Raw genomic sequence first — 24092 nt, forward strand, 5'->3', positions numbered from 1 at the left:
GGGCGTGGAAAGGTCGGTCAGGTGACCTTTCCCAGCGGCCCCGTACCTGTTCCCGACGTCGTCGACACACTGGCCGCCGGCCGTCCCGTGACCGCGGTCTGGGAGAACGAACTCGGCGGCGTGACGTTCGCCATCGGCGCGGGTGCCGAGTACGTGAAGACCTATCCCACCGAGCACGCGCCGCTGCTGACCGACGAGTCCGTCCGGCTGCGCTGGGCCGTTCGGTACATCGCCGTCCCGCGCGTGCTCGGCGAGGGCCCGGGCTGGCTGCACACCGCGGGCCTGCCCGGGCGCTCCGCCGTCGACCCACTGTGGTCCGACGATCCCGAGACCGCGGCGCGCGCGATCGGCGCCGGCCTGCGGGCCATGCACGACGCGTTGCCCGTCGCGGACTGCCCGTTCGGGCGGCCCTCCTGGGTCGTCGACGTCCCCGACCCGGACCGGCTCGTGGTCTGCCACGGCGACGCCTGCGCGCCGAACACCCTGCTGAGCGACGACGGCGTGTTCGTCGGGCACGTCGACATCGGGGACCTCGGGGTGGCCGACCGGTGGGCCGACCTGGCGATCGCCACCATGTCCCTGGACTGGAACTACCCCGGCAACTACGAGGCCGCCCTGCTGGACGCCTACGGGGTGGCGCGCGACGACGAACGCATCGACTACTACCGCTCGCTCTGGGACGCTCCGGAATCCGGCTAGACTCGCTGGCGAACTCGTCACCGCCAAAAGGGGCATTAGTGCAGGTCACAAGCGTTGGACACGCCGGATTCCGGATCGATACCGCCGCGGGCAGCATTCTCTGCGACCCGTGGGTGAACCCGGCCTACTTCGCGTCGTGGTTCCCGTTCCCCGACAACAGCCAATTGGACTGGGACACGCTCGGCGACTGCGACTACCTGTACGTCAGCCACCTGCACAAGGACCACTTCGATCCGGAGCACCTGCGCGCCCACGTCAACAAGGACGCGACGGTGCTGCTGCCCGACTACCCGGTGCCGGACCTGCGTCGTGAACTCGAGGCGCTCGGCTTCCACACGTTCTTCGAGACCACCGATTCGGTGAAGCACCGCGTCAGCGGGCCCAAGGGTGATCTGGACGTCATGATCATCGCCCTGCGCGCCCCGGCCGACGGCCCGATCGGCGACTCGGGGCTCGTGGTGTCCGACGGTGAGACCGTCGCGTTCAACATGAACGACGCCCGCCCGATCGACCTGGACATGGTGGGCACCGAGTTCGGCGACGTCGACGTGCACATGCTGCAGTACTCGGGCGCCATCTGGTACCCGATGGTCTACGACATGCCGGCCCGAGCCAAGGAGGCCTTCGGCACCCAGAAGCGGCAACGGCAGATGGACCGCTGTCGCCAGTACATCGCGCAGGTGGGCGCCACCTGGGTGGTGCCGTCGGCCGGCCCGCCCTGCTTCCTTGATCCCGAATTGCGTTGGCTCAACGACGATCACGACGATCCGGCCAACATCTTCCCCGACCAGGCGGTGTTCCTGGACCAGCTGCGCAGCCACGGCCACGACGGCGGCCTGCTGATGATTCCCGGCACGGTGGCGACGTTCACCGGCTCGACGCTCGACGCGCTCGTGCACCCGATTCCGGACGCCGAGGCCGAGGCGATCTTCACGACCGGCAAGGCCGACTACATCGAGGCCTACGCGCAGCGCATGGCACCGGTGCTGGCCGCAGAAAAGGCTTCGTGGGCACCGGCTTCCGGCGATTCGCTGCTGGAGCCGCTGCGCGCCAAGTTCGAGCCGATCATGGTGCAGAGCGACCAGATCTGCGACGGCATCGGCTATCCCGTCGAGCTGCGGATCGGCAGCGAGACCGTGGTGCTGGACTTCCCGAAACGGGCTGTGCGGGAAGCGATTCCGGACGAGAAGTTCCGCTACGGCTTCGGCATCGCACCCGAACTGGTGCGCACCGTGCTGCGCGACGACGAGCCGGACTGGGTCAACACCATCTTCCTGTCCACCCGCTTCCAGGCGTGGCGCGTCGGCGGCTACAACGAGTACCTGTACACGTTCTTCAAGTGCCTGACCGACGAGCGCATCGCCTACGCCGACGGCTGGTTCGCCGAGGCGCACGACACGTCGGCGTCAATCGATATGGGCGGCTACGAGATTCAGCGCCGGTGCCCGCACCTGAAGGCCGACCTGTCGAAGTTCGGCATCGTTGAGGGCAACACACTGACCTGCAACCTGCACGGGTGGCAGTGGAACCTGGACAACGGCCGCTGCCTGACCTCCAAGGGTCATGAGTTGCGGAGCACCAAGCGGTGACGAGCGCCCAGTCCGGGCCGCGCTCGGACGCGCACTACGACGACGGCCAGATTTTCCTGGACCGGCAGGCGATCACGTTGCGCCGCTACCACTTTCCGTCGGGCACGTCGAAGATCATCCCGCTGAGCGCCGTCCGTGGCTACAAGGCCGAGTCGCTCGGCTTCATCATGGACCGGTTCCTGATCTGGGGCGGCACCGACCCGCGCCGGTGGCTGCCGCTGGACATCTGGCGGCCCATCAAGTCGACGCTGGTGACCCTCGACGTCGTCGGCACCACCCCCGCGCCGGCCTGTACCCCGTTGCGGCCCAAGGAGTTCCTGACCACGCTCGACGAGTTACTGGGAGACCAGGCCGCTCGTCGCGGTTGACGAAATCTCAGCCGGTCGCCCTACCACCTGGTGCCATCGAGCCCGGGAATCACGCACCGCCCGTCCGCGGCGACGCGGCCGATGAGCATGCCGTCATAACCCGTACACGACGCGTTGAGCGGCTCGCACGTGTTGATGGACGTGATCACCTTGTCTTGGCCGCACGGGGTGCCCGGACCGGGTGGATCGGCGGCGGCCACAGCAGTGCTGAAGCCCAACGCGAGCATTGCCGTGGACGCGAGGACGAGAGAGCGGGTCGAGTCGAACATCATGGACACCTCCGGCCGATGGCCCCGACGTGCACCAATGCTACGCCGAAATCCGGGAGGTGAACCAAGCTAATCGGCGGTCCGCACCGTCTGCCGCAACTCGGAGACGTCGTCGGAGGCGGTGTCGTACACGCGCACGATCGCCCGGTCGCCCGGCTTGAGGTACGTGGACTCCCCCAGCTCGGTGTAGCGCGTCGCGCCGATGCCGACGAGCAGGTGCGCCGGGCGTCCGCTGGCCACCATCAGGGCGCCGACATCCTCCAAAGGCGTGTCGTCCGAACCCTTCTGGTTCGCCAGCCGGTCCACGATCCAGTCCAGCAGCTGCGTGCCGTAATAGGAGTAGCCCAGCAGCGGGCTGTCCTGTCCGTACGCCTGCTCGACGCCGCTGCCGTCGTCGAGGAAGCTGGCCAGCCGCAGCGACGACGTCGGACCGTCGGGGCTCAGGTCGTCGATCGCAAAGAACTGCGGGGCCACCCCCTTGGACGCCGGACCCCAGTTCTTCTTGTGGCTGATTTTCGGGGCGTTCGGCCGGCGGATGGAGCAGTCGTTGAACGCGCCCAGCGCGAACGGCCGCAGCCCGACCACGCGGTCGCCCGACCACGACACCTCGCACGCCAGCCCGACCTCGGGCTCGATCTGCAGGTTCAGCGGGGTGTCACTGACCGGCAGCTGGACGGCATCGGTCGACAGCGGAAACTCGCCCAGAAACGTGTCGCTGCCCGGCGCGTACCACGGAAAAATGCCCTTCGGTGCCCCGCCCTCCGACCGGACGTTGACGAAATCGACTGCCTCCCCGGCCTGTTCGAGATGGCCGGCGAAATTGCCCGCCACCCCGAAGCCGAACCAGCCACGCATGTCGTCCAGGTCGAGATCGATCATGGCTGCCACCCTACTGCGGCCGTGACCAGCGCCGACAAGCCACAACCAAGTCGCGCTTAAGTCACGGGCACCAGGCTGTACACAACCGATCATGAGGAGTCTGCTGTGCCCACCTCCGTCCCCGCCGTCAGCGTCGCACCCCGCCAGGCCGGCGAGCCCAGGCCCGACCTGCTGGGCATCACGCTGGCGCACCGCGCCATGCTTGTCGACCTGGTCCGGCTCACCGAGCTCGCCAAGGCCGTGCGCGACCGCGACATCATCTGCACGCCCGCCCGGGCCCGCGCCATCTCGCAGTACATCGAGATGCTGTGCGACTCGATCCATCACCACCACAGCACCGAGGACACCGTGCTGTGGCCGGTCATCCAGGCCAGCGTCGGTGCTCACCTCGACCTGAGCGAACTCACCGACGATCACGCCGCGCTGGATCCGCGCCTGGATCAGCTGCGGGCCCGCGCCGCGGCGTTCCGGCTGTCCAACGGTGACCGCAAGGTCGCGTTCCTGATGGCGTTCGAACTGGCCGAACTCACCGCGCTGCTGACCGAGCACATCAACGACGAAGAACTCGACCTGTTCCCCCTGATCACCGAGCACGTGTCGGTGGACGACTGGGAGGACGTGGAGGCGGCCGCCCGCGCCGGCAGCCGGATGTCGTTCGACGGCCCGCGCTCGCTGGCCGTGATGACCGACGACGAGCGCGCCTCGATGGCGGGCAAGCTGAGCATCGGGTTGCGAGCCTTCCTCGCGGTGCTGATGTTCCGGCACCGGCGCGTGGTGCGCACCGTCTTCGGCGACCTCGCGGAGAGCCGGCTCGAGGCCCTGGCCGACTAGTCGATGAAACTCAGCGCCTCGGCCGCGAGCCGGGACCGCAGCGCCTCGGCGGCCTTGCCGTAGGCGCGGGCGTCGTCGGGCCGGCCCAGCGCCTCGGCGGCGGCGGCCAGCGCGTCGTCGACGGGCCCGACCATGAGCCCGTCGACCCCGAGCCCGGCGATGCTGCCGGAGTAGCGCTCGAGCTCGGCCGCGCGGGCCCGCACCTCGTCGAGGTCACCCATCGCCGCCGCGGCATTTACCCGCAGCACGGTGAACGGCACCCAGAAGTAGGCCCGCTCGATCGGCTTGCGGTCCGGCCAGAGCGCCCGGGCCTCGGCCTCGCGGCCCCGCGCGACCAACGCCAGTACCGCCGCGTCCAGCGCGGCGACCGATATCTCGCGGTAGAAGAACACCAGCTCGTCGGCCAGGGTGCCCAGGTCGCCGAGGCAGAACTCACCCGTCACCCGGCCGACCATCGCCAGCTTCGCGCCGTTGGCGGCGCCGTTTTCGGCCATCCGCGCGGCCAGGTCGGTGTAGGCGCTCACCGCCTCCTCCAGCCGGCCGGCAAGGAGGTACATCCGGGCCTGGAACAGGCCCAGCACACCGAGCAGATGGACCAGCTGGCCGGTGCTCGCGCGCGCCACCGCGAGGTCGACGTGGCGCTTCGCCGTCGCCAGGTCGGAGCGGTTGCCGGCGGCCAGCGACAGCAGCCAGTGCGCCACCGCCTGGTAGTCGGCCTGCTCGGCGGCCTCTGCGGTCTGCAGCAGTTCGGCGGCGAGGACGTCACGCTCGGCGTCCAGGTCGGGGCCGAGAGCACAGAAGGCGTGCACGTTGAGCGCGGTGCACAGCAACCGGCCCGTCCCCGGATCGTCGGCGTACACCTGCCGCGCCAGCGCGAGCATCTCGGTGCTGGCGGCCAGCGCGCCCTCCGGGTCGTTGCCCTCCAGCTCGACGTAGAGCGCCTTGAGCAACCGGATGCGGTCCGCGGCCGTCACCCCGGAGCCGGCCAGCACGTGCCGCAGCAGCCCGATCATCTGGCCGTCGGATTCGTCGTACTCGCGGTCGCGCCACACCAGCGGGGTGTCCCACGCGGTGAGGATGCGCACCACCAGATCGTCGCGCGACCGGCCCGAGACCAGCTGCAGCGCGCATTTCATCTCGCTGCGCGCGGTGACGGCGTCGCCGGACTGCGCGAGCGCGGCGATCAGGCCGCAGCGGACCTCGATGTCCTGATCCAGCATCGCCACGCTCGGCGCGAGCTGCCGGCTGGCGGCGAGTTCGAGCATCTGGACCGCGGCGCGCCACTGCCGGGCGGCTTCGGCATGCGCCCCGACCGAACCCGCGTCCCGAGCGGCGGCGGTCGCGAAATCGGCTGCGGCCGAAGCGGTTTCCGCGGTTGCCGAGGCGACGGCATGGTGCGCCAGCGCGGCCTGGTCGACCGAGCGGCCGGGTGCGCGCAGCAGCTCCAGCGCCGCGGCATGCAGCCGGGACCGACGCAGTTTCGAGGTGTCCTCGTAGAGGGTGTCGCGGACCAGCCCGTGCGCGAACTGCAGCCGGCCGGGCGTCGGCTCGTCGAGCAGGCCCAGCAGCACGGCCGGTTCCAGAGCGTCGAGCAGATCGTCGGGATCACTGCGGCCCAGCTCGGCCAGCAGGTCGACGTCGATGTCGCGGCCCAGTACGGCGGCCTGGCGCAGCGCGGTGACCGTCGGGCCGGGCAGCCGGGCGAGCCGGCGCCGCAGCACGTCGCGCACCCCGACCGGCACCGACGCCCACACCGCGTCGGGCCCCTCGGCGGCCATCAGCCGGGCCAGTTCCCGCACGAACAGCGGGTTGCCGCCGGTCCGTTCGCGCAGCAGGCGCAGCGCCTCGCCACTGGTCGTCAGTCCGCAGTCGGCGGCGACGGCGGCGGTGGCCGCGGCGTCCAGGCCGCCGAGGATCAGGTGCGCCGACGTGTGCACCGTCAGCGCCGCCCGCGCCACCTCGAGTTCGCCGCGATCCTCCGACGGGCGGTACGTCGCGATGACCAGCACACGGCGGTCCTGGATGCGGTCGGCGACGAGGCGCAACAGCTCCAGCGTGAGACCGTCGGTGCGGTGCAGGTCGTCGAGGACGACGGCCAGCGGCTGCTGGTCGGCGACGGCGCTCAAAGCGTCGGCGACCGCCTGCCCGAGCCAGAACGTGCCCTGGTCAGCCGCGGCGCCGTCGTGCAGCAGCGGGGCCAGCGCCTGCCGGTCCTGGTCCGTCGCGTCGACCAGCTCCCGGAGCACCTCGGTCCACGCCCACCCCGCCGGCGCGCCGTGGACCTCCTGACACCGGCCGTGCACGGTCCGCCAGCCGGCCGCGCGCAGCCGGGCCGCGGCGGCCGCCGCGAGCGTGGTCTTGCCGGAGCCCGCCTCGCCGCCGATCCACAGCACCGCACTGGCACCGGTGGCGACGCTGCGTGCCGCGGCGTCGATGGCCGCGAGCTCCTCGGCCCGGCCGTACGCGACGAGGCCCGCCGGTTCGCGCGGCGCCGCGTCCGGAACCTCCGGCGCCGTCGCCCGGAAGGGCGCGGGCCGCGACGGTTCCAGATGGTCGGCCTGCCGCAGGATGTCGCGCTCGAGATCACGCAGGGCGCGGCCGGGCTCGAGACCCAGCTCGTCGATCAGGTGCTCGCGGGTGCGCCGGAGCACCTCGAGCGCGTCGGCCTGCCGGCCCGTGCGGTACAGGGCGGTCGCCAGGACCGCGGCGGCGCCTTCCCGTCCCGGATGCGCGGCGACGTGCCCCTCCAACGCCGCGACCGCGGTGCCGTACCGGCCGAGCTCGACGTGCGCGGCCGCCTGACCTTCCACCGCGGCCGACCGGAGTTCGGTCAGCCGGGACACCTCCGGCACCGCCCACAAGGCGTCACCGGCCCCGGCGAACGGCTCGCCGGCCCAGCCGGCCAGTGCCTCGTCGAGCAGCTGGGCACGCCGCACCGGATTTGATTCAGCTTGCGCCGCAGTCACTTTCGATTCGAAGAACCAGGCGTCGACGGCGTCGTCCGGCAACCGCAGGCAGTATCCGGGCGCGGCGCTGACCAGGATGCGGGCCGGAGCCCGGCGCTGCCGGCCGGGTTCGAGCACCCGGCGCAGATGCGAGACGTAGACCTGCAGCGCGGACAGCGCCTTGGGCGGCGGTTCGCCTTCCCACAGGTCGTGGATGAGCCGGTCGACCGACACGGTGTGCCCACGGGCCGCCACCAACCGGGCCAGCAGCGCCCGCTGCATGCGCGCGCCCAGGTCCACCGGGTCGTCACCGACCCACGCCCGCACCGGACCGAGCACCGTCACCCGAACCGGTTGTGCCACCGTCATGCCCCCGCCGACGTGGTTCTCTTACTTGGGCTGTAACACCGAGGTGCCGACGTACGGCACCAACGCCTCGGGCACCCGGACACTGCCGTCGGGCTGCTGGTGGTTCTCCAGGATCGCGACCAGCCAGCGGGTCGTGGCGAGCGTGCCGTTGAGGGTCGCCGCCGTCTGCGGCTTGCCGTTCTCGTCGCGGTAGCGGGTGGACAGGCGCCGGGCCTGGAACGTCGTGCAGTTCGAGGTCGACGTCAGCTCGCGGTAGGCCTGCTGCGTCGGCACCCAGGCCTCGCAGTCGTACTTGCGGGCCGCCGACGAACCGAGATCGCCTGCGGCGACGTCGATCACGCGGTAGGGCACCTCGATCAGGGCCAGCATCTGCCGCTGCCAGGCGAGCAGCTTCTGGTGCTCGGCCTCGGCGTCCTCGGGCTTGCAGTAGATGAAGGCCTCGACCTTGTCGAACTGGTGCACGCGGATGATGCCGCGGGTGTCCTTGCCGTAGCTGCCGGCCTCGCGGCGGAAGCACGACGACCAGCCGGCGTACCGCAGCGGGCCCGCGGACAGGTCCAGGATTTCGTCGGAGTGGTAGCCGGCCAGCGGCACCTCGGAGGTCCCGACGAGGTACAGGTCGTCGGCCTCGAGCCGGTAGATCTCGTCGGCGTGCGCGCCGAGGAATCCGGTGCCGCGCATGACTTCCGGGCGCACCAGCACCGGCGGGATCATCAGGGTGAACCCGTTCTCGGTGGCCAGCCGCACGGCGAGCTGCAGCAGGCCGAGCTGCAGCAGGGCGCCCTGGCCGGTCAGGAAGTAGAACCGCGAGCCCGACACCTTGGCGCCGCGCTCCATGTCGAGCAGGCCGAGGGCCTCGCCCAGTTCCAGGTGGTCCTTGGGGTTCTCGATCTCCGTCGGCGTGCCGACGACATCCAGCACCTCGAAGTCGCTCTCGCCGCCGGCGGGCACGCCGTCGATGATGACGTTGCCGATGGCCAGGTGCGCGGCGGTGAACGCCGCCTCGGCCTCGGCCTGACGGGCCTCGATGTCCTTGATCGCCGCGGACAGTTCCTTGGCCTTCTCCAGCAGTGCGGGCCGCTCTTCCGGCGAGGCCGCGCCGACGAGCTTGCTCGCCGCCTTCTGGTTGGCCCGTGCGGTGTCCGCCTCGGCGATGGCGGCGCGCCGGGAGGCATCAGCGTCCAGCAGCGCATCCACGAGGCCGGGGTCTTCGCCACGGGACCGCTGCGACGCCCGCACCCGGTCTGGATCTTCGCGCAACAGCTTGAGGTCGATCACGGGCGTCAGACTACTTTTGTCGTCGCGGCCGTGGAATGTCGAGGGCCACTAGCGGCGCCTGGCCACAACCACATAACGGTACAACTGCAACTCTTGTCACAGCTCCAGCAGCGGCTGTCACAATGGAACCGATGTTGGACGCACCCGCGGCAATCGAGCTGGGCCCGGACACACCCCCAGACGCGCCGAAGACGACGACCACCTGGCGGCAGCGCATGCACGGCATGCATGTCACCGGGACGCAGCGCGCGCTCGTCCTCACCGCGCTCGGCGGACTGCTCATCGCCGGTGTCCTCACCGTCATGCCGGAAGGTTCGCTCGGCCCGACCGGGCTCGGCTTCAACACCGGCCGCGTCAATGCCGGCCGCGTCAGCGACACCCTCGACCACGCCAAGCCCGGCGACTGCCTGAACTGGCCGGATCGCTCGCCGGACGCCGTCGAGATCGTCGACTGCAAGAACGAGCACCGCTTCGAGGTCGCCGAGTCCCTGGACATGCGGACGTTCCCGGGCAGTGAATACGGCCCCGATGCGGCGCCGCCGTCGGACGCCCGGATCAAACAGATCAGCCAGGAGCAGTGCCAGAACGCCGCACGCGACTACCTCGGCCCGCGCTACGACCCCAACGGCAAGTTCGCGGTGAGCCTGGTCTGGTCCGGCGACAAGGCCTGGAAGACCAAGGGCCAGCGCCGCATGCTGTGCGGCCTGCAGTTGCTCGGCCCGAACAGCCAGCAGCTGGCCTACAAGGGCAAGGTCGCCGACGTCGACCAGTCCAAGGTGTGGCCGGCCGGCACGTGCCTCGGCATCGACCCGGCGACCAACCAGCCCATCGACATCCCGGTCGACTGCTCGGCGCCGCATGCCATGGAGGTCACCGGCGCGGTCAACCTCGCCGACAAGTACCACGACGTCATGCCGGCCGAGCCCGACCAGCTGGCGTACATCAAGGACTCCTGCACCAAGGCCACCGATGAGTACCTGGCCCCGGTGCAGCTGCGCGCCACCACGCTGACGCTGATCTACAGTTCCGTCGCGCTGCCCAGCTGGACCGCCGGCAGCCGTCAGGTGTCGTGCAGCATCGGTTCGTCGCTCGGCAACGGCGGCTGGTCGACGCTGGTCAACAGCGCCAAGGGACCGTTGCTGGTCAACGGCCAGTCGCCCGTCGCACCGCCGGCCATCCCGGAGGAACGGCTGAACCTGCCGCCGATCCCGGTCATCGAACCGCCGGTGGACACGTCGTCGCAGAGCTCGTCGTCGTCCTCGTCGCAGGGTTCGCAGTCCGGTTCGTCCAGCCAGTCCGGCCAGAACCAGCGCGGCCAGCAGACCTCGCAGTCCCCGCAGGGCAACCAGCACATGCCGGGCCAGACGGACACCTCCAACCAGCACGGCAACACCACGCCCGGCACCCCTCAGCAGCAGCAGGGCAACACGTTCCTCAACGGCCCGCCGCCCGCTCCCGCGCCGCCGCCCGGTTTCGGCGCGCCGCTCGACGGCCCGCCGCTCGAAGAGGCGCCCGCCCCGGCGCCGCCGGCCGGACCTGTGGGTGCGGGTGCGCCCCCGGGACCGGCGGTACCGGCGCCCGCTCCGTAGCCATGCCGGTCCGCATGGGACAGCAGCGCTTCGAGGAACTGGTGTCCGACGCGCTCGACCTGATCCCGCCCCGGCTCGCCGCGGCGCTCGACAACGTCGTGGTGCTCGTCCAGCCACGGAACCCGGACGATCCCGGCATCCTGGGCCTGTACGAGGGCGTCGCCCTCACCGAGCGTGATTCCTTCTACGCGGGCGCGCTGCCGGACACCGTCACGATCTACCGCGACGCCCTGCTCGACATGTGCGACTCCGAGGAGGAGGTCGTCGACGAGGTCGCCATCACGGTGATCCACGAAATCGCCCACCACTTCGGCATCGACGACGAGCGACTGCACGAGTTGGGCTGGGGCTGAGCAGCGCGGCACCGCGGGTTTGTCGGACCGCGGTGCTACAACAGAGTTCATGAGCACCACCTGCCGCAATTGCGTGGATGGGCTGGCGCACTGCCACGGCACGGTCATCGTGCACGTGGGCCTGCCGGCCGAATGCACCGACGAGACGTGCGCACTGCCCGAATCCGAACACACGCTGCGCATCGACTGCGACGTGATCGGGTGTGGCTGCGCGGAGCCCGCGATGGGCCTGCGCGCCGCGGGATAGTCAGGCCATCGGGTCGGGCGCCGGCGGCGCTTCGGGGTCGTGCCCCGGGTAGAACGGCGGCGTCTTCGCGCCCCACTGCACGCAGCTCCACCGTCCGTCGGTGATCGGGCTGAGCACCACGCATTCGGCGTTGAGCAGATGGTGCTCCAACGCGAAATCGGCGTCCACACCGGCCAATTGGGCCGCGACGAGCCGGATCGCCGCGCCGTGGCTCACCACGACGATGTCGCCGACCCAGTCGTGATCGTCGAGGCTGCGCACCCGCAGGTTCGTCAGTACCGGCACATACCGGTCCAGCACCTCGCGGCCCGTCTCGCCGCCGGGCATGGCGACATCCAGCTTGCCGCGCTGCCACTCCTCGTAGATGGCGTCGAACTGCTCGATGGCGGCCGCGTCGCTGCGGTCTTCCAGATCGCCGACCTGCACCTCGTGGATACCGTGCGCCTCGACCGGATCGAGGCCCAACCCGTCCGCGATCTCGGCGGCGGTCTGCTGGGCGCGCGCCGCGACCGAATGCACCACCAGGCCGACGGGATGTGCCCAGTCGATCCCGAAATCACGCGCCTGCTGCCGGCCGAGCTGGGTCAGCGCCGCCCCCGGCGGCCGGGTGTCCAGCCGCTTGGCGACGTTCGCCTCCGACTGCCCGTGCCGCACCAGAACCAAACGGCCACTCATCCGCGTTGCCCCTCTCTCAACCCCGCCAACCACTGCGTCGCCTCATCGGTGACCGGCGGCACCGCGCCGGCAGCCACCCCGGTCGGCCACGAACCGAGGTACCGCACGTCGGCCACGCGCCGGTGCAGCGCCTTCAGCGCCTCGGCGACCGGCGCGTCATCGATATGTCCGACACAATCCAGGAAAAAGATATAGGTGCCCAATTCCGTTCTGGTGGGCCGAGATTCGATGCGGGTCAGATCGATGTCGCGGATCGAGAACTCGGTCATCGCCGAGACCAGAGCACCCGGTTCGTTGCGCAACCGCAGGACGACGGACGTCCGGTCGGCGCCGGTGCGCGGCGGCGGCGGGCCGGGACGGCCGACGAGCACGAAGCGCGTTCTGGCGTTGGGCTCGTCGACCACACCGTCGGCCAGCGAGTCCAGTTTCCACCGCGCGGCCGCGAGGGCGGTACTGACGCCGGCGTCCACCAGACCCTCGGAAACCTGCTGCGCCGCACCGGCATTGGAGATCGCGGGGACCACGGTGGCGTGCGGCAACCGGTCGGCCAGCCAGCGGCGGACCTGGGCCGCGGCCACGGGGAACGCCGCGATCGTCGACACCGCATCGGCGGTTACCCCGGGCCGGACGACGATGCTGAACGCGACGTCGAGCGTGTGCTCGGCGAAAATCTGCACCCCACTGCCGGACGACAGGCTGTCCATGGTCGGCAGCACCGAGCCCTCGATGGAGTTCTCGATCGGCACACACGCGTAGTCCGCGGCGCCCGTCCGGACGGCTTCCACGGCCGCGCTCGAGCTGTCGCAGGCGACGGGTTCGAAATCCGGGTCGCCGGCGACCAACTGCAGCATGGCCGCTTCAGTGAAGGTGCCTTGCGGCCCGAGATAGGCGATGCGTGCCACGCCGCAACCCTACTGGCTGCCGGTCGGCCAGAGCCCGCGACGCGGGCCTTTCGATAGGCCTTGCGCCAACACCCAGCGATAGTTAACTTAGGCTTACCTCACTTACTAGCGAAGGCGGGACATGCGCGACCTCACGACGACAATCGCAGCACCGACCACGGCCGAACGCGTCCGCAGCGCGTGCGCTCGAGCTGCTGACGCGACGCTGGCCGCCGACGGCGTCACGCCGACCACCACGCCGGTGCACCACCTGCTGGCCGACGGCTCCGTCGTCCTGACCGTGCCGGCCGCGGGCCTGCTCGCCGCCACCGTCACGGCCGCCGGAACCGGTGGCGTCGCCGCCATGCTGGAGTTGACCGACCTGGCCGCCCTGCCGCTGCGCGAACGGGTGCGCTCCCTGGTCTGGTTCCGCGGCCGCCTCCACGACGTACCGTCGGCCCGCGTCCGGGCCATGCTCGACCTGGTCGCGTCCGAGCACCCGCACCCGGCATTGCTCCAGGTCAACACCGGATCAGGGGCCAGCGAAACCGACACGCCCTACACGCTGGTCCGCCTCGAGATCGAGTCCGTCGTAGTGGCCGACGCCACCGGCGCCGAATCGGTGCCCGTCGGCGCGCTCCTGGAAGCCCGGCCCGACCCGTTCTGCGCCATGGAGTCGCACTGGGTGCAGCACATGGAGAGCGCCCACCGCGACATGGTCGACCGGCTCGCCAGCCGGCTGCCGGTGACGCTGCGCCACGGGCACGTGCGCCCGCTGGGCCTGGACCGCTACGGCGTGCAGCTGCGCATCGAACGCGAAGACGGCGACCATGACGTCCGGCTGCCGTTCACCAAGCCCGTCGACGACGTCACCAGCCTGAGCCGCGCCATCCGCACCCTGATGGGCTGCCCGTTCCTCAACGGGCTCCGCGCGCGCAAGATCTGAGCGCGCCGATGAGCCGTTCGCGCGAACAGCCTTAGACGAGCGCCGGTTACCGTAGCTGCGATGACCGGGCCGCAGCAGGAGCACACCGAACGTCGCGCGCTGCGCCTCGAGATCGCCGTGGTGCTGGCGGTGACGTTCGGCCTGTCGGCCTACACGGCCGTCGTGAGCCTGGCCGAGGCCGTCATCCTCGGGTTGTCCGGGCAGAAGGTCGCGCTCAACCGCCGCCGCTCCCCGATCGACTTCATCGACTTCCTGCTCAACCTCAGCCCGGTCATCACCCTGGTCGGCTGGGGCTTCCTGGCGCTGTACCTGTTGTGGCGCAGCGGCTTCCGGCCCGCCGCGATCGGGCTGGGGCGCTTCCGGTGGCGCCCCGATCTGCTGGGCGGCCTGGGACTGGCCGCACTGATCGGCCTGCCCGGGCTCGGGCTGTACGTGGCCGGGCGGGCGCTGGGCATCGGCGTCGACGTCGTGCCGAGCACACTCGGCGACACGTGGTGGCGCATTCCGGTGCTGCTGCTGATGGCGTTCGCGAACGCCTGGGCCGAGGAGATCATCGTCGTCGGGTTCCTGCTGACACGCCTGCGCCAGTTGGACGTCTCCGAGACCAAATCGCTCGTCCTGTCAGCTCTGCTGCGCGGCGCCTATCACCTCTATCAGGGGTTCGGCGCCGGGTTGGGCAACATCGCGATGGGCCTGGTGTTCGGGTACACCTGGCGGCGCACCGGCCGATTGTGGCCGTTGATCATCGGGCACGGCGTGATCGACGCGGTGGCGTTTGTCGGCTACGCGTTGGCCGCCCGCCATTTGGGTTGGCTTCATCCCGCGTAATTCCGCCGGATGCCAGCCAAGCCTTACCTCTATTCGCATTCAGCAATTCGAATTAATGGATATTGCATACGTCACATCGGGTAAGGATACGCTTTCCTGAATTAGGTTGACCTTGCATGACAAGGCCATTTGACCTGCACTATCTTCATTTTCATGACCGACGTGACGCGCCTCGAGACGAAATTCCACCAACTGCTCCAAGAGCAGATTCGGAGCGAATTCGGCGCGTCTCAGCAATACATTGCGGTTGCCGTCTACTTCGATGGGGAAGACCTCCCTCAGCTCGCCAAGCACTTCTATGCGCAGGCCGTCGAAGAGCGCAATCACGCCATGATGCTGGTGAAGTATCTGCTCGACCGGGACATCGACGTCGAGATCCCGGGCGTCGACTCGGTGCGCAACAGCTTCGCCTCGCCGACCGAGGCCCTCAAGCTCGCGCTCACCCAGGAACGCGTGGTCACCGAGCAGATCAGCCGGCTGGCCAGCGTGGCCCGCGAAGAGGGCGACTACCTCGGCGAGCAGTTCATGCAGTGGTTCCTCAAGGAACAGGTCGAAGAGGTCGCGACCATCACCACGCTGGTGAAGATCGCCGACCGCGCCGGTGAAAACCTGTTCAACCTCGAGGATTTCGTCGCCCGCGAGCTGGCCGGCGCCGGTGCTGCCGACCCGACCGCGCCCGAGGCCGCCGGCGGCAACCTCTAGCCGTTACGCCTCGGCGTCCTGGCCGCTGTCCCGGCCCGCGCCGGTCAACCCGTTCTGCAACCAGTCCTTGGTTCGGCCCGGGTGATTGGTGGCGACCCACCCGACACCGAGATCCGCGCAGTAGCGCACGTCCTCGTAATGGTCGACGGTCCAGCAGTACAGCGCACGCCCGTGCGCGGCCGCATGGTCGACCAGTTCGGGGTGCTCGCGCAGCGTGGTGATGGACGGGCCCACCGCCGTCGCGCCGACCGTCGTCGCCGCGCTGCCGCCCAGGTACCGCGACGTCTCACCGAGCAGCACCGTCGGCAGCATCGGTGCGGCGCGGCGGATCCGCCACACCGCCGCCGCCGAGAACGACATCACGACGGCGCGGGCGAGGTCGGCAGAGGCCGGTGCCGCGATGCCGTACCGGTGCAGCAGTGCGAGCACCTTGCTCTCGACGAGCGCGCCGTACCGCACGGGATGCTTGGTCTCGATGAACAGCTTCACCGGCCGGCCCCAGTCCAGCGCCAGCCGGATCAGGTCGTCGAGGGTGAGCAGTCCGGCTGAACTCTGGCCGCCGTCGGCCCGGCTGGGATGCCATGCGCCGTAATCCAATTCGCGCAGCTGTGCCAGGCTCATCTCACTGACCAGCCCGGTGCCGTCGGACGTGCGGTCCACCTTGCGGTCGTGCACGCACACCAGGTGCCCGTCACGCGTCAGCCGGACATCGCATTCGAGGCCGTCGGCACCCTGGCTCAGCGCGAGCTCGTAGGCCGCCAGCGTGTGCTCGGGCCGCTCGGCCGATGCGCCACGGTGTGCCACCACGAAAGAGCTGTTGCGTGTGCCGTCCGTCCCGCCAGTGCCGTCCACGCCCATGGTCCTATGCTGCCGGTTCCTCCGGCGTGGGCTCAACCGGAACCGCCGATTGGGCGCCTGATTCTTCGGCTTGGTCAGCATCCAGGACGACCCAGCGCTGTGCGGGTGCATCGGCCTGTGTCCGCTCGAAGGCGTGATAGACGCGCAGGACCAATGCCAGCGACAGCATGCCCATCAGATACGCGATGACCGTCACCTCGGTGCTGTCGGCGATGCCCTGCGGGTCGGTCGCGAACATGCCCACGATGGACCACACGACAACCAGACCCGACACGGCCCAGATCGCCCACCAGACGCCGATCGGGCGACGCAACGTTTTCACCCGGTTCTCGGCAGTGGCCATCTCGGTGACGAACACCGGCGCGAGGAACATGTTGACCACCGGGACGAGGCAGCCGACCCACAGCACCCAGCGGCGGCGCGGCTCGGTGGTGCCCGCGCGGTGATAGGCCGCCGCGCGGCGGGCGATCAGCCAATTGGTGAAGACGATCGCCGTCGCCAGTACCGCGAACAACGCGACGACGCTGGCCGCGACGCCGAGCCAGCTGCCCGCGAGGGCCACCCACGGGTTGAGCAGCACGGTGCGGTTGATCAGCAGCAGGACGTAGCGCACGACGTGCATCAGCGCCGCGGCACCGAGCGCGATCATCGTGATGGCGGCGACCGTCTGCACGACCGCGGTCGACGGTCCGCGGTGCGCCTGCTCCTGCTCGGCGGCCAGCTCGGGAGCCTGCGTGAACTCTTCGGTCAGGCCCCAGCGCGGAATGTGGTCGTAATGCGGGGTCGGCCCCAACGGCGGCTGGTGCCGCCGCGGCTTCGGCGCCGGACCCGGACGGACGGCGATCCAGCGATATCCGCGCGACGATTTCGTCTGCCCGGCCGGCGTCGGCGCGTCGGGTGCCAGCAGCGGACCACGGCAGCGCGGGCACCACTGGCGCTGGCGATCACGCACGTTCCAACGCGTCGAGCACCGGGAACAGACCTGGATCACGGAACCAGCCTACGGGCCCGTCAGACGGCGCCGGGGGCGCCGTCGTCGGTGACGATCGCGCGACCGGCCCCGGCCCAGGCCAGCATCCCGCCGGTGACGTTGACCGGCTCGAACCCGTTGCGCGCCAGGTAGTGCGAGACCTTCAGCGACCGGCCGCCGGCATGGCAGATGACGTACAGCGTGGCGTCTCCGTCGATCTCCCCCAGCCGGGCGGGCACCTCGCTCATCGGGATGTGCTGCGCCCCTGCGGCATGGCCCCGGGCCCACTCATCGTCTTCCCGCACGTCGAGCAGAACCGCGGCCGAGTCGAACTCGGCGGGCAACTGATCGACGTCAATCTGCGGCACGTGCACGTCATCCATGCGTACATGCTGGCACGAGCAGCGCTCACGCCACCACAGCACGCCACGACAGCAATCGCGGAACTATCCACAGTTTCCACAGGTTCATCCACAGGACGACGCGGCGTCCGTTGCGGGTCTCACCGGCCACAGCGAGCCGAACGCATAATTGACTGGGGATAAACAAGAGGCCATTGGTCCCGGTTGATCAACAGGGCGACACGCGGCGTGAGCGAAAAAGCTTGCCGAGCTAAGTAACTTTGGGGCCGCAGATGCCGGCCCGCCGCCGATGGCGCCCGATTTCCCCGTCCCGCTGGCAAACGGTTATGATCGGCGTCACAACATCGGGTTGTGACAATCCTCACTCCGCTCGAAATCGGGAACTCAGGATTGTTCTGGCAGGTCAGGGAGTATGCAATGGCGGCACATCCGTTGCGTCCGGGTTCGGGCGCCTCGCCCGAGTGGCATTCGGCGTTCCCGTCCCGCACCCACAGCCAACTCGTCGCCTGCGTCCGCGCCGGCATCATCGCGCTGTTCCTGCTCGTCGTGCTCGTTCTGATCGTTCTGGTCTAAAGGCCCAACAGGCATCGATCCCACCCCTGTTACGGGGGTGTCCTTGCGGTGCGCGCAGCGATGGAGCAATGTGGTCTGGGATCTGTGGACGAACCCCAACTAGGGTCGTTGATCCCGCACGCGATCATCTAAGGAAGGAATCCTGTGGCTGAGTACACCCTGCCGGAACTGGACTACGACTACGGCGCCCTGGAGCCGCACATCTCCGGTCAGATCAACGAAATCCACCACAGCAAGCACCACGCGGCCTACGTCAAGGGCGTCAACGATGCGGTGGCCAAGCTTGAAGAGGCGCGGGCCGGCGACGACCACGCCGCGATCTTCCTGAACGAGAAGAACCTGGCCTTCCACCTCGGCGGCCACGTCAACCACTCGATCTGGTGGAAGAACCTGTCCCCCAACGGTGGCGACAAGCCGACGGGCGAGCTGGCCGCGGCCATCGACGACCAGTTCGGTTCGTTCGACAAGTTCCGCGCGCAGTTCACCGCGGCCGCCAACGGCCTGCAGGGCTCGGGCTGGGCGGTGCTGGGCTACGACAGCCTCGGCGGCCGTCTGCTGACCTTCCAGCTGTACGACCAGCAGGCCAACGTGCCGCTCGGCATCATCCCGCTGCTGCAGGTCGACATGTGGGAGCACGCCTTCTACCTGCAGTACAAGAACGTCAAGGCGGACTACGTCAAGGCTTTCTGGAACGTCGTCAACTGGGCCGACGTCCAGGAGCGCTTCGCCGCCGCCACCACCAAGACCAACGGTCTGATCTTCGGCTGATCTCGCGTTTCCGGGTAACGGGGCGTCGCGCTGTTGCGCGGCGCCCCGTTCTCGTTACCACTGAAGCTCTCACCCCGCGAGTCGGAAGCCACTCTCGGCTCACGTGACACTTCTGGCACTCGGGCCATCTTGCGTGCTAACCCGTCACTGCCGCACCCTGGAATCAGCGATCCACTGCCGTATCGACAGATTGCTGATTGAGGTACCGGAGGGCAGCCATGGAGAGGTCTGGGCAAGCCGTCGAGATTGCGCCGTTCCATTCTGGCGGCGCATTGAAGGGGTTCGTGGTGTCCGGGCGGTGGCCCGATTCCACCAAAGAATGGGCCCAGCTATTGATGGTCGCCGTCCGAGTCGCGTCACTGCCGGGGTTGCTGGCAACGACCACCGTCTTCGGCACACGGGAAGAACTGCCAGAACATCCACAGCCAGGCACCGTGGGCCTTGTTCTCGCGGAAGGCCCCGTTGTTGGCGAAGCAGCGGTGACACCCGGATACTTCGCCGACCATCAGCCGACTGCGCTGTTGATGCTCCACCCGCCCGCCGAGACGACGCCGTCGCTGCCGGAGTGCCGCGGCGCCGCGTCCGGGTGCCTGCTCCTGCCGGGACTGCCTTACCTGGGACTGGATCACCGGGCCGCGTGGGTGGAGGCAGAAGCAGACGGCACCATCACCTCGATGGTCAGCCGGGTCGGCGTCGATCCCATCAGCCACCCCGATACCGCCATTCTGGCGATGCTGCTTGCCGCCTGACCCAACAGTGGGTTAACAGCAAAGAATCGGCGAATTTCGCCACGTCACGGGCCGGCGAGCCAGGGCGCTCCACATCCAGCTCGCGCGGTTGCCGCATCCCGCCGCTCCGGTTAATCGTCGGTACGCTGATGGCAAACACTTCGGACGACACCGAGCGCCGCGCAGCCGGATTGCTGAATCGCCCACCGCCCGACAGCGACTGTGACGCGACGTGCAGTCGAGGTCCGGGCAAAATAGCATACGCGTCAAAATTTGCCTCATCAGGCTACGGGCAGGCACCGGGATCCCCCCTCAGAACCGCAGCTCGGAGCCGTTTGAACCGATAAATCTGGTAGCTGGATCGAGTTTTCCGTGGTTTGCACTTGGCTCTCGGCGCAACTCTCGCTACGATAGTCAGCAAATAGTGACACTGACGCCTGCAGATATCGCTAAGTGGAGGAATAACCGATGAGCATGACGTTCGCCGCTCGGCTGAACCGGCTGTTTGACACCGTCTACCCGCCAGGACGCGGCGCTCACACATCTGCCGAGGTCATCGCCGCACTCAAGGCCGAGGGTGTGACCATGTCGGCCCCCTACCTGTCGCAGCTGCGTTCGGGCAACCGGACCAACCCGTCTGTCGCGACCATGGCGGCGCTTGCCAACTTCTTCCGGATCAAGCCGGCCTACTTCACCGACGACGAGTACTACGAGAAGCTCGACAAGGAACTGACCTGGCTGGCCAACATGCGCGATGAGGGCATCCGCCGCATTGCCGCTCGTACCGTCGGCCTGTCCCCCGAGGCCAAGAAGGACCTCGCCGACAAGGTTGACGAGCTGCGTCGCCAGGAGAACCTCGACAGCTGAACCGGTTAGCCCAACCGGGCTCGACCACATTACGACCAGCGGATTCCGTTAATCCGCTGGTCGTACTGCTTTCACCCGACCGACGGACGCCTTGGCGGCGGTTCCGGTCGCATCCGCCTTACCCTGCCGATCCAGCTCGCGGTACTGCTCGGCAATCGCCAGGATCCACTCTCGGTCCGAATATGTCGCGGGCTGCCTGAGCCAGCCCGGCCCGGGGAACTTGGTCCGCGAACCGCCCTTCGGCCGGCCGCTGCGGCCGTCATAAATCCAGCTGGCCACGCGCCGCGCCTGCACATCGGGCGCCACATCGACGCCGCGCGAGTCGGAAACGTCGCCGCCGTCCAGGACTGCGGTGGCCTCCAGGTACAGCGCATCGGAGATCAGCGACATCTGCTCGGCCACCCGGAAGAGCAGCGGACCGCGGGGCCGCACGCCGATCCCGATGTTCGGATGACGGCGGCTCAACTCGGCGAGCAGCGGGGCGATGGTCCGCAGTTCGCGCCGCGCCCCGAACCAGTCCTCGACGCTGGGCAGCAGCGAGCCGCTGGCCACCACCAGCATGGCGCAGCCGAGAATGGTCGCCGCCGCGCCGACACCGACCAGCTGCGTGCTGCCCACCGCGCGCAGCAGGATGAAGGCGCTGGCCAGCACGATCAGCACGATGCCGACGCTGAAGACGAACAGGGCCCGGCCCCGCCGGGTGCGGTTCGAGTTACGCACACCGGCCCACGCGACCAGCGTCAGCGCCAGCAGCACGTACAGCAACGGCAGCAGCCACGACAACGAGTTGCCGCCCGAACCGAGATTTCTGCGCAGGTACTCCTCGGGCGCCATCTCCGGCTGCTGCGGGGTCAGGAAGAAGAGGACCAGGGTGAGCACCCCGATCGCCCCGGCGACGCCGTACTGAGCCAGGGCGATGCGGCGGATGACGAGCGGTTTACGACTCGACGAGGCCGACGTGATCATCACGCAACTGCCTGCGGCACAAGCGATCAGCGCCACCTGACTGAGCATGCTGGACACGTTCGGCCAATGCAGGATCGTGTCGAGCAGCAGCGTGAGCGGCTCCCAGTTCAGTGCCGCGACCAGGCCCAGACTGCCTAACGCGACGATCATCGCTGCGCTGACGAGCGACTGTTTGTTGACCAGTGCCCAACCGATACGGAGGCCGGTCGCCAGGCCGAGGAGGCCGGCGATAACCCAGATGATCAACCAAACGCCTCGCCGAGACGGATCTGGACGATCGACGAGCGGTCAGAAGGCAGCCGGCCCAGCCGGTGGATCAGCAACGCCGCGAAATCCTCGGCTTCCTGTTCGGCTTCCTCACCGGCCGGCCCCATACAACCGGTCCGCTGATTCAGCATGTAGCCGATGAGATCGGAACTCGCCAGTTCCATGGAGTCACGGGCGGCCTCGACGACGGAGACGCCCTCATGACCGAGAACCAGGTGGCCGAGCTCGTGGGCAAGCGTCCGGTCTCCGGCCGGGAGTCCCTTTTGTAAGAGGAACACGTCGCGGTCGTTGTACTGGCGCCACTGTCCACAGACCCCGGCCGGGAGGTCGGCCATGGTCACCTCGATGGGGCGGCCACGATCCTCGCTGACGGCTTCGACGAGACGGGCAAGTGAGACCTCGCCACGTCGCGGGGCAAGATCCAGCACCGAATTGACTGCGCGTGTGACACGGCGGCTCGCGGGCATGCCGAACCCCCTTTCACTGCGATTGGCACGGTTGCCATCAATTGTGCCGCAGACCCATTGCCTCAGGTCATAAATCGTGCAGTGCCGCTGCGGCGGACCACGTGACCAGCGCGCGCCTGCCGGTAGCCGACCAGGCCACCGGCGCCCGTCAGGATGAGGATGCCGGTGAAGCCGGGGACGGCTACCGCGGCCACCTCGCTGAGACCGGCTGCACGCAGGTAGTCAGGATATCCGGCGCGGAACGCGGAGTCAGCGATGATCTCGTTCTTGGCGCCGAAAGTGGTCGGTTGCGGTGACCGCACCGCCGGGAGTTCTGTCGGGGCGCTGACGACGACCGGGTTGTCCAGTTTCAGCGCGGGAAACGCCGGCGTATCCAGTACCGGCGCCGCCGGCAGGATCGCAGCCGGCGCGGGCATGCGGTTCGGGCGCCCCGCATTCAAGTTCATGGTCGGGACGACCTGCCCGCTCAGCATTGACAGCGACGTCTGCATGAAGGGCAGCGACGTCGCGGCGTCGAGCGTCGCGTTGGTGAGCCCGGCGACGAAGTCATAGACCGGCTCGATGTGTGCGAGGACGAAGACCGGGATCGCGGCGAGCTGCGCCAGCACCGGAATGTTCGACATGTCGGGCAGCTGCGGGAGCTGATCCCATTTCGGCAGGCGCGGCACCAGCGACGCCAGCGGGATCTTCGTCAGATCGATGCTCTGCACCGCGCCGGTCGGCGACGTGTGGACCGCGGCGGTCGGCAGGGAGAACGTCAGACCCATCAGGTTGATGCTGGTGGTCGCCCCGGCCGGGGTGGCCTTGACCGGCGTCTTGGTGGGCGACGTGGACGGCGACGCGGGGCTGTCCGATCCGCCTCCCGGCTTGACGCCGCCTGCGGTGGGCAGGGCAGGCAGACCCGGCAGCTTGGGCAGGCCGGGAAGGCCCGGCAGGGACGGCAGGCTCAAGATGTTGGGCAGGCTCGGGAACCGGATGGCGGGAACGCCCGTCGTGGTCGCGGGCTCGGTCGCCGTCGCGGGACCGATCGCGGCAGCCGGTTGCGGTTGGCTCGTCGCGCCCGTCGTCGCGGGCGCCGTGGTGCCGGTCGTCGTGCCGCTTTCGGTCTGCTGAGGCGACGAGCCGGCCGACTGCTGATGTTCGCCAGCGGCCCCGTTTGCCGTTCCGGAATCTTCGGACCGGCCCGGCGAAGTGGCATTGTTTTGTTTGCTGGGGGCATTGCTTTCGGACGTATTTTTGCCGGATTCACCGGTTTTGCCGGGGTCGTGAGCACCGGCTTCAGAACCACTCTTGGCAACGCCGCCGGGCGCGCCGCGCTTATCTTTTTTCGTGCCCGAACCGGTGCCACTGATCGACGGCGTCTGCGACTGGCCGTCGGTGGGCTTGGTGGGCCGCGCGGGGGACTTGTGCCCGCCACCAGCGGTTGAGCCACCACCGGGCTTCGCGCCCTCGTGGGAAGCCCCGTCACCATGGCCACTCGAGCCACTACCGGAAGATGCCGTATCAGCGAAGGCGTTCGCGCCACCCAGGCCAGCGATCAACAGCCCAGATGCCATCAGAGCGGCAGCTGTAGCTATTCGTTGGCGTGGCGCCATCGTTCCCTCCGCTTTCATGGCATCAAAAACCCGCTCCGATGAATTCCGAATAATTGTCGCACAGCCGCCGGACTTTGTTTGCTGGATAAAGCAACGAGAAATGTGGGAAATTCCACCCTGGAATTGCGGCGCAATTCGAGCCGCGACCCGGTGCCCGATTGTGGCCCACGGACGATAAGGTGACGTCACCATCGCAGCAAGATCGTGCACACGTGTCGAGACG

26 protein-coding genes are annotated in these 24092 nt (G+C 68.9%); 14 read left to right on the top strand and 12 right to left on the bottom strand.

What is annotated here, in order from left to right; genetic code table 11:
- Positions 1–21: 21 nt before the first annotated feature.
- From H289_RS0104485 to H289_RS0104495, 3 genes are read left to right on the top strand one after another with little or no spacing between them, the layout of a single operon-like run.
- Complete coding sequence (locus H289_RS0104485; protein ID WP_029104786.1) at positions 22–699, top strand: aminoglycoside 3'-phosphotransferase; 678 nt, start codon at positions 22–24, stop codon at positions 697–699.
- A 38-nt stretch (positions 700–737) separates the two neighbouring features.
- Positions 738–2288 carry a Rieske 2Fe-2S domain-containing protein gene (locus H289_RS0104490; protein ID WP_029104787.1) on the top strand — a complete coding sequence of 517 codons (1551 nt, stop codon included), beginning with the start codon at positions 738–740 and terminating at the stop codon, positions 2286–2288.
- Positions 2285–2656, top strand: a complete 372-nt coding sequence (locus H289_RS0104495) for a hypothetical protein (protein WP_020099557.1) — start codon at positions 2285–2287, stop codon at positions 2654–2656. Before H289_RS0104490 ends, H289_RS0104495 begins: the two co-directional genes overlap by 4 nt.
- Positions 2657–2676: 20 nt before the next feature.
- Here the strand turns inward: H289_RS0104495 and H289_RS0104500 are convergent, their stop codons facing one another.
- Both H289_RS0104500 and H289_RS0104505 read right to left on the bottom strand, forming a co-directional pair.
- A complete protein-coding gene (locus H289_RS0104500; protein ID WP_110772322.1) occupies positions 2677–2925 on the bottom strand; it encodes a hypothetical protein in 249 nt (82 codons plus the stop codon).
- Positions 2926–2994: 69 nt separating this feature from the next.
- Complete coding sequence (locus H289_RS0104505) at positions 2995–3804, bottom strand: DUF5718 family protein (protein ID WP_020099559.1); 810 nt, start codon at positions 3802–3804, stop codon at positions 2995–2997.
- 105 nt (positions 3805–3909) lie between these two features.
- Between H289_RS0104505 and H289_RS29705 the strand changes: the two genes are divergently transcribed.
- Positions 3910–4635 (top strand): hemerythrin domain-containing protein, encoded by a 726-nt coding sequence (locus H289_RS29705; protein WP_020099560.1) that lies wholly within the window; start codon positions 3910–3912, stop codon positions 4633–4635.
- On the opposite strand, the gene H289_RS0104515 is transcribed toward H289_RS29705, so the two are convergent.
- Positions 4632–7949, bottom strand: coding sequence for an ATP-binding protein (locus tag H289_RS0104515; RefSeq protein ID WP_020099561.1), 3318 nt, complete (start codon positions 7947–7949; stop codon positions 4632–4634). The two genes, H289_RS29705 and H289_RS0104515, sit on opposite strands and share 4 nt — an antisense overlap.
- A gap of 21 nt (positions 7950–7970) precedes the next feature.
- On the bottom strand, positions 7971–9227 hold the full coding sequence (gene serS / locus H289_RS0104520) for a serine--tRNA ligase (protein WP_020099562.1): 1257 nt from the start codon (positions 9225–9227) through the stop codon (positions 7971–7973).
- Positions 9228–9349: 122 nt separating this feature from the next.
- On the opposite strand from serS, the gene H289_RS0104525 reads away from it, so the two are divergent.
- The 3 genes from H289_RS0104525 to H289_RS0104535 are packed head-to-tail and all read left to right on the top strand — an operon-like array spanning position 9350 to position 11416.
- Positions 9350–10816 (top strand): septum formation family protein, encoded by a 1467-nt coding sequence (locus H289_RS0104525; protein ID WP_020099563.1) that lies wholly within the window; start codon positions 9350–9352, stop codon positions 10814–10816.
- A gap of 2 nt (positions 10817–10818) precedes the next feature.
- On the top strand, positions 10819–11169 hold the full coding sequence (locus tag H289_RS0104530) for a metallopeptidase family protein (protein WP_020099564.1): 351 nt from the start codon (positions 10819–10821) through the stop codon (positions 11167–11169).
- Between the two features lie 49 nt (positions 11170–11218).
- Positions 11219–11416, top strand: a complete 198-nt coding sequence (locus H289_RS0104535) for a hypothetical protein (RefSeq protein WP_020099565.1) — start codon at positions 11219–11221, stop codon at positions 11414–11416.
- On the opposite strand, the gene H289_RS0104540 is transcribed toward H289_RS0104535, so the two are convergent.
- The gene (locus H289_RS0104540) at positions 11417–12091 is read right to left on the bottom strand and encodes a histidine phosphatase family protein (protein WP_020099566.1); all 675 of its coding nucleotides are present in this window, start codon (positions 12089–12091) and stop codon (positions 11417–11419) included.
- Positions 12088–12993 carry a prephenate dehydratase gene (gene pheA, locus H289_RS0104545; protein ID WP_020099567.1) on the bottom strand — a complete coding sequence of 302 codons (906 nt, stop codon included), beginning with the start codon at positions 12991–12993 and terminating at the stop codon, positions 12088–12090. Before pheA ends, H289_RS0104540 begins: the two co-directional genes overlap by 4 nt.
- Positions 12994–13114: 121 nt before the next feature.
- Between pheA and H289_RS0104550 the strand changes: the two genes are divergently transcribed.
- The 3 genes from H289_RS0104550 to H289_RS0104560 all read left to right on the top strand — a co-directional run bounded on the left by H289_RS0104550 (position 13115) and on the right by H289_RS0104560 (position 15448).
- Positions 13115–13918, top strand: coding sequence for a DUF2470 domain-containing protein (locus tag H289_RS0104550; protein WP_020099568.1), 804 nt, complete (start codon positions 13115–13117; stop codon positions 13916–13918).
- Between the two features lie 60 nt (positions 13919–13978).
- Positions 13979–14746 carry a CPBP family intramembrane glutamic endopeptidase gene (locus tag H289_RS0104555; protein WP_020099569.1) on the top strand — a complete coding sequence of 256 codons (768 nt, stop codon included), beginning with the start codon at positions 13979–13981 and terminating at the stop codon, positions 14744–14746.
- A 153-nt stretch (positions 14747–14899) separates the two neighbouring features.
- Positions 14900–15448: a ferritin gene (locus H289_RS0104560; protein WP_020099570.1), complete on the top strand. Its 549-nt coding sequence runs from the start codon at positions 14900–14902 to the stop codon at positions 15446–15448.
- Positions 15449–15451: 3 nt separating this feature from the next.
- Here the strand turns inward: H289_RS0104560 and H289_RS0104565 are convergent, their stop codons facing one another.
- Genes H289_RS0104565 through H289_RS0104575 form a run of 3 tightly spaced genes read right to left on the bottom strand, consistent with a single transcriptional unit; the run spans position 15452 to position 17659 of the window.
- Complete coding sequence (locus H289_RS0104565) at positions 15452–16306, bottom strand: glycerophosphodiester phosphodiesterase (protein WP_020099571.1); 855 nt, start codon at positions 16304–16306, stop codon at positions 15452–15454.
- Positions 16307–16310: 4 nt separating this feature from the next.
- Positions 16311–17297 carry a DUF4328 domain-containing protein gene (locus H289_RS0104570; RefSeq protein WP_029104789.1) on the bottom strand — a complete coding sequence of 329 codons (987 nt, stop codon included), beginning with the start codon at positions 17295–17297 and terminating at the stop codon, positions 16311–16313.
- A gap of 20 nt (positions 17298–17317) precedes the next feature.
- Positions 17318–17659 (bottom strand): rhodanese-like domain-containing protein, encoded by a 342-nt coding sequence (locus H289_RS0104575; RefSeq protein ID WP_020099573.1) that lies wholly within the window; start codon positions 17657–17659, stop codon positions 17318–17320.
- 396 nt (positions 17660–18055) lie between these two features.
- On the opposite strand from H289_RS0104575, the gene H289_RS33310 reads away from it, so the two are divergent.
- From H289_RS33310 to H289_RS0104595, 4 genes are all read left to right on the top strand, one after another.
- Positions 18056–18211 (top strand): hypothetical protein, encoded by a 156-nt coding sequence (locus H289_RS33310; protein WP_020099574.1) that lies wholly within the window; start codon positions 18056–18058, stop codon positions 18209–18211.
- Between the two features lie 144 nt (positions 18212–18355).
- On the top strand, positions 18356–18979 hold the full coding sequence (locus H289_RS0104585) for a superoxide dismutase (protein ID WP_020099575.1): 624 nt from the start codon (positions 18356–18358) through the stop codon (positions 18977–18979).
- A gap of 218 nt (positions 18980–19197) precedes the next feature.
- Positions 19198–19728 carry a hypothetical protein gene (locus H289_RS0104590; RefSeq protein ID WP_020099576.1) on the top strand — a complete coding sequence of 177 codons (531 nt, stop codon included), beginning with the start codon at positions 19198–19200 and terminating at the stop codon, positions 19726–19728.
- A 447-nt stretch (positions 19729–20175) separates the two neighbouring features.
- Positions 20176–20574 carry a helix-turn-helix domain-containing protein gene (locus tag H289_RS0104595; protein ID WP_020099577.1) on the top strand — a complete coding sequence of 133 codons (399 nt, stop codon included), beginning with the start codon at positions 20176–20178 and terminating at the stop codon, positions 20572–20574.
- A 48-nt stretch (positions 20575–20622) separates the two neighbouring features.
- Here the strand turns inward: H289_RS0104595 and H289_RS0104600 are convergent, their stop codons facing one another.
- The 3 genes from H289_RS0104600 to H289_RS32825 all read right to left on the bottom strand — a co-directional run bounded on the left by H289_RS0104600 (position 20623) and on the right by H289_RS32825 (position 24079).
- Complete coding sequence (locus H289_RS0104600; RefSeq protein WP_020099578.1) at positions 20623–21786, bottom strand: hypothetical protein; 1164 nt, start codon at positions 21784–21786, stop codon at positions 20623–20625.
- Positions 21783–22274 carry an ImmA/IrrE family metallo-endopeptidase gene (locus tag H289_RS0104605; RefSeq protein ID WP_020099579.1) on the bottom strand — a complete coding sequence of 164 codons (492 nt, stop codon included), beginning with the start codon at positions 22272–22274 and terminating at the stop codon, positions 21783–21785. The genes H289_RS0104600 and H289_RS0104605 overlap by 4 nt, the downstream gene beginning before the upstream one ends.
- Positions 22275–22336: 62 nt before the next feature.
- Positions 22337–24079: a hypothetical protein gene (locus tag H289_RS32825; RefSeq protein ID WP_155944029.1), complete on the bottom strand. Its 1743-nt coding sequence runs from the start codon at positions 24077–24079 to the stop codon at positions 22337–22339.
- Positions 24080–24092: the final 13 nt, after the last annotated feature.

Source organism: Mycobacterium sp. 360MFTsu5.1, assembly GCF_000383495.1.
In the GTDB taxonomy this organism is placed as follows: Bacteria; Actinomycetota; Actinomycetes; order Mycobacteriales; family Mycobacteriaceae; genus Mycobacterium; species Mycobacterium mucogenicum_B.

Coding starts and splice junctions, on each gene's coding strand:
- H289_RS0104500 (WP_110772322.1), bottom strand. CDS start 2,925: ATGTTCGACTCGACCCGCTCTCTCGTCCTCGCGTCCACGGCAATGCTC.
- H289_RS0104505 (WP_020099559.1), bottom strand. CDS start 3,804: ATGATCGATCTCGACCTGGACGACATGCGTGGCTGGTTCGGCTTCGGG.
- H289_RS0104515 (WP_020099561.1), bottom strand. CDS start 7,949: ATGACGGTGGCACAACCGGTTCGGGTGACGGTGCTCGGTCCGGTGCGG.
- H289_RS0104525 (WP_020099563.1), top strand. CDS start 9,350: ATGGAACCGATGTTGGACGCACCCGCGGCAATCGAGCTGGGCCCGGAC.
- H289_RS0104530 (WP_020099564.1), top strand. CDS start 10,819: ATGCCGGTCCGCATGGGACAGCAGCGCTTCGAGGAACTGGTGTCCGAC.
- H289_RS0104535 (WP_020099565.1), top strand. CDS start 11,219: ATGAGCACCACCTGCCGCAATTGCGTGGATGGGCTGGCGCACTGCCAC.
- H289_RS0104540 (WP_020099566.1), bottom strand. CDS start 12,091: ATGAGTGGCCGTTTGGTTCTGGTGCGGCACGGGCAGTCGGAGGCGAAC.
- H289_RS0104550 (WP_020099568.1), top strand. CDS start 13,115: ATGCGCGACCTCACGACGACAATCGCAGCACCGACCACGGCCGAACGC.
- H289_RS0104555 (WP_020099569.1), top strand. CDS start 13,979: ATGACCGGGCCGCAGCAGGAGCACACCGAACGTCGCGCGCTGCGCCTC.
- H289_RS0104560 (WP_020099570.1), top strand. CDS start 14,900: ATGACCGACGTGACGCGCCTCGAGACGAAATTCCACCAACTGCTCCAA.
- H289_RS0104565 (WP_020099571.1), bottom strand. CDS start 16,306: ATGGGCGTGGACGGCACTGGCGGGACGGACGGCACACGCAACAGCTCT.
- H289_RS0104575 (WP_020099573.1), bottom strand. CDS start 17,659: ATGGATGACGTGCACGTGCCGCAGATTGACGTCGATCAGTTGCCCGCC.
- H289_RS33310 (WP_020099574.1), top strand. CDS start 18,056: ATGGCGGCACATCCGTTGCGTCCGGGTTCGGGCGCCTCGCCCGAGTGG.
- H289_RS0104590 (WP_020099576.1), top strand. CDS start 19,198: ATGGAGAGGTCTGGGCAAGCCGTCGAGATTGCGCCGTTCCATTCTGGC.
- H289_RS0104595 (WP_020099577.1), top strand. CDS start 20,176: ATGAGCATGACGTTCGCCGCTCGGCTGAACCGGCTGTTTGACACCGTC.
- H289_RS0104605 (WP_020099579.1), bottom strand. CDS start 22,274: ATGCCCGCGAGCCGCCGTGTCACACGCGCAGTCAATTCGGTGCTGGAT.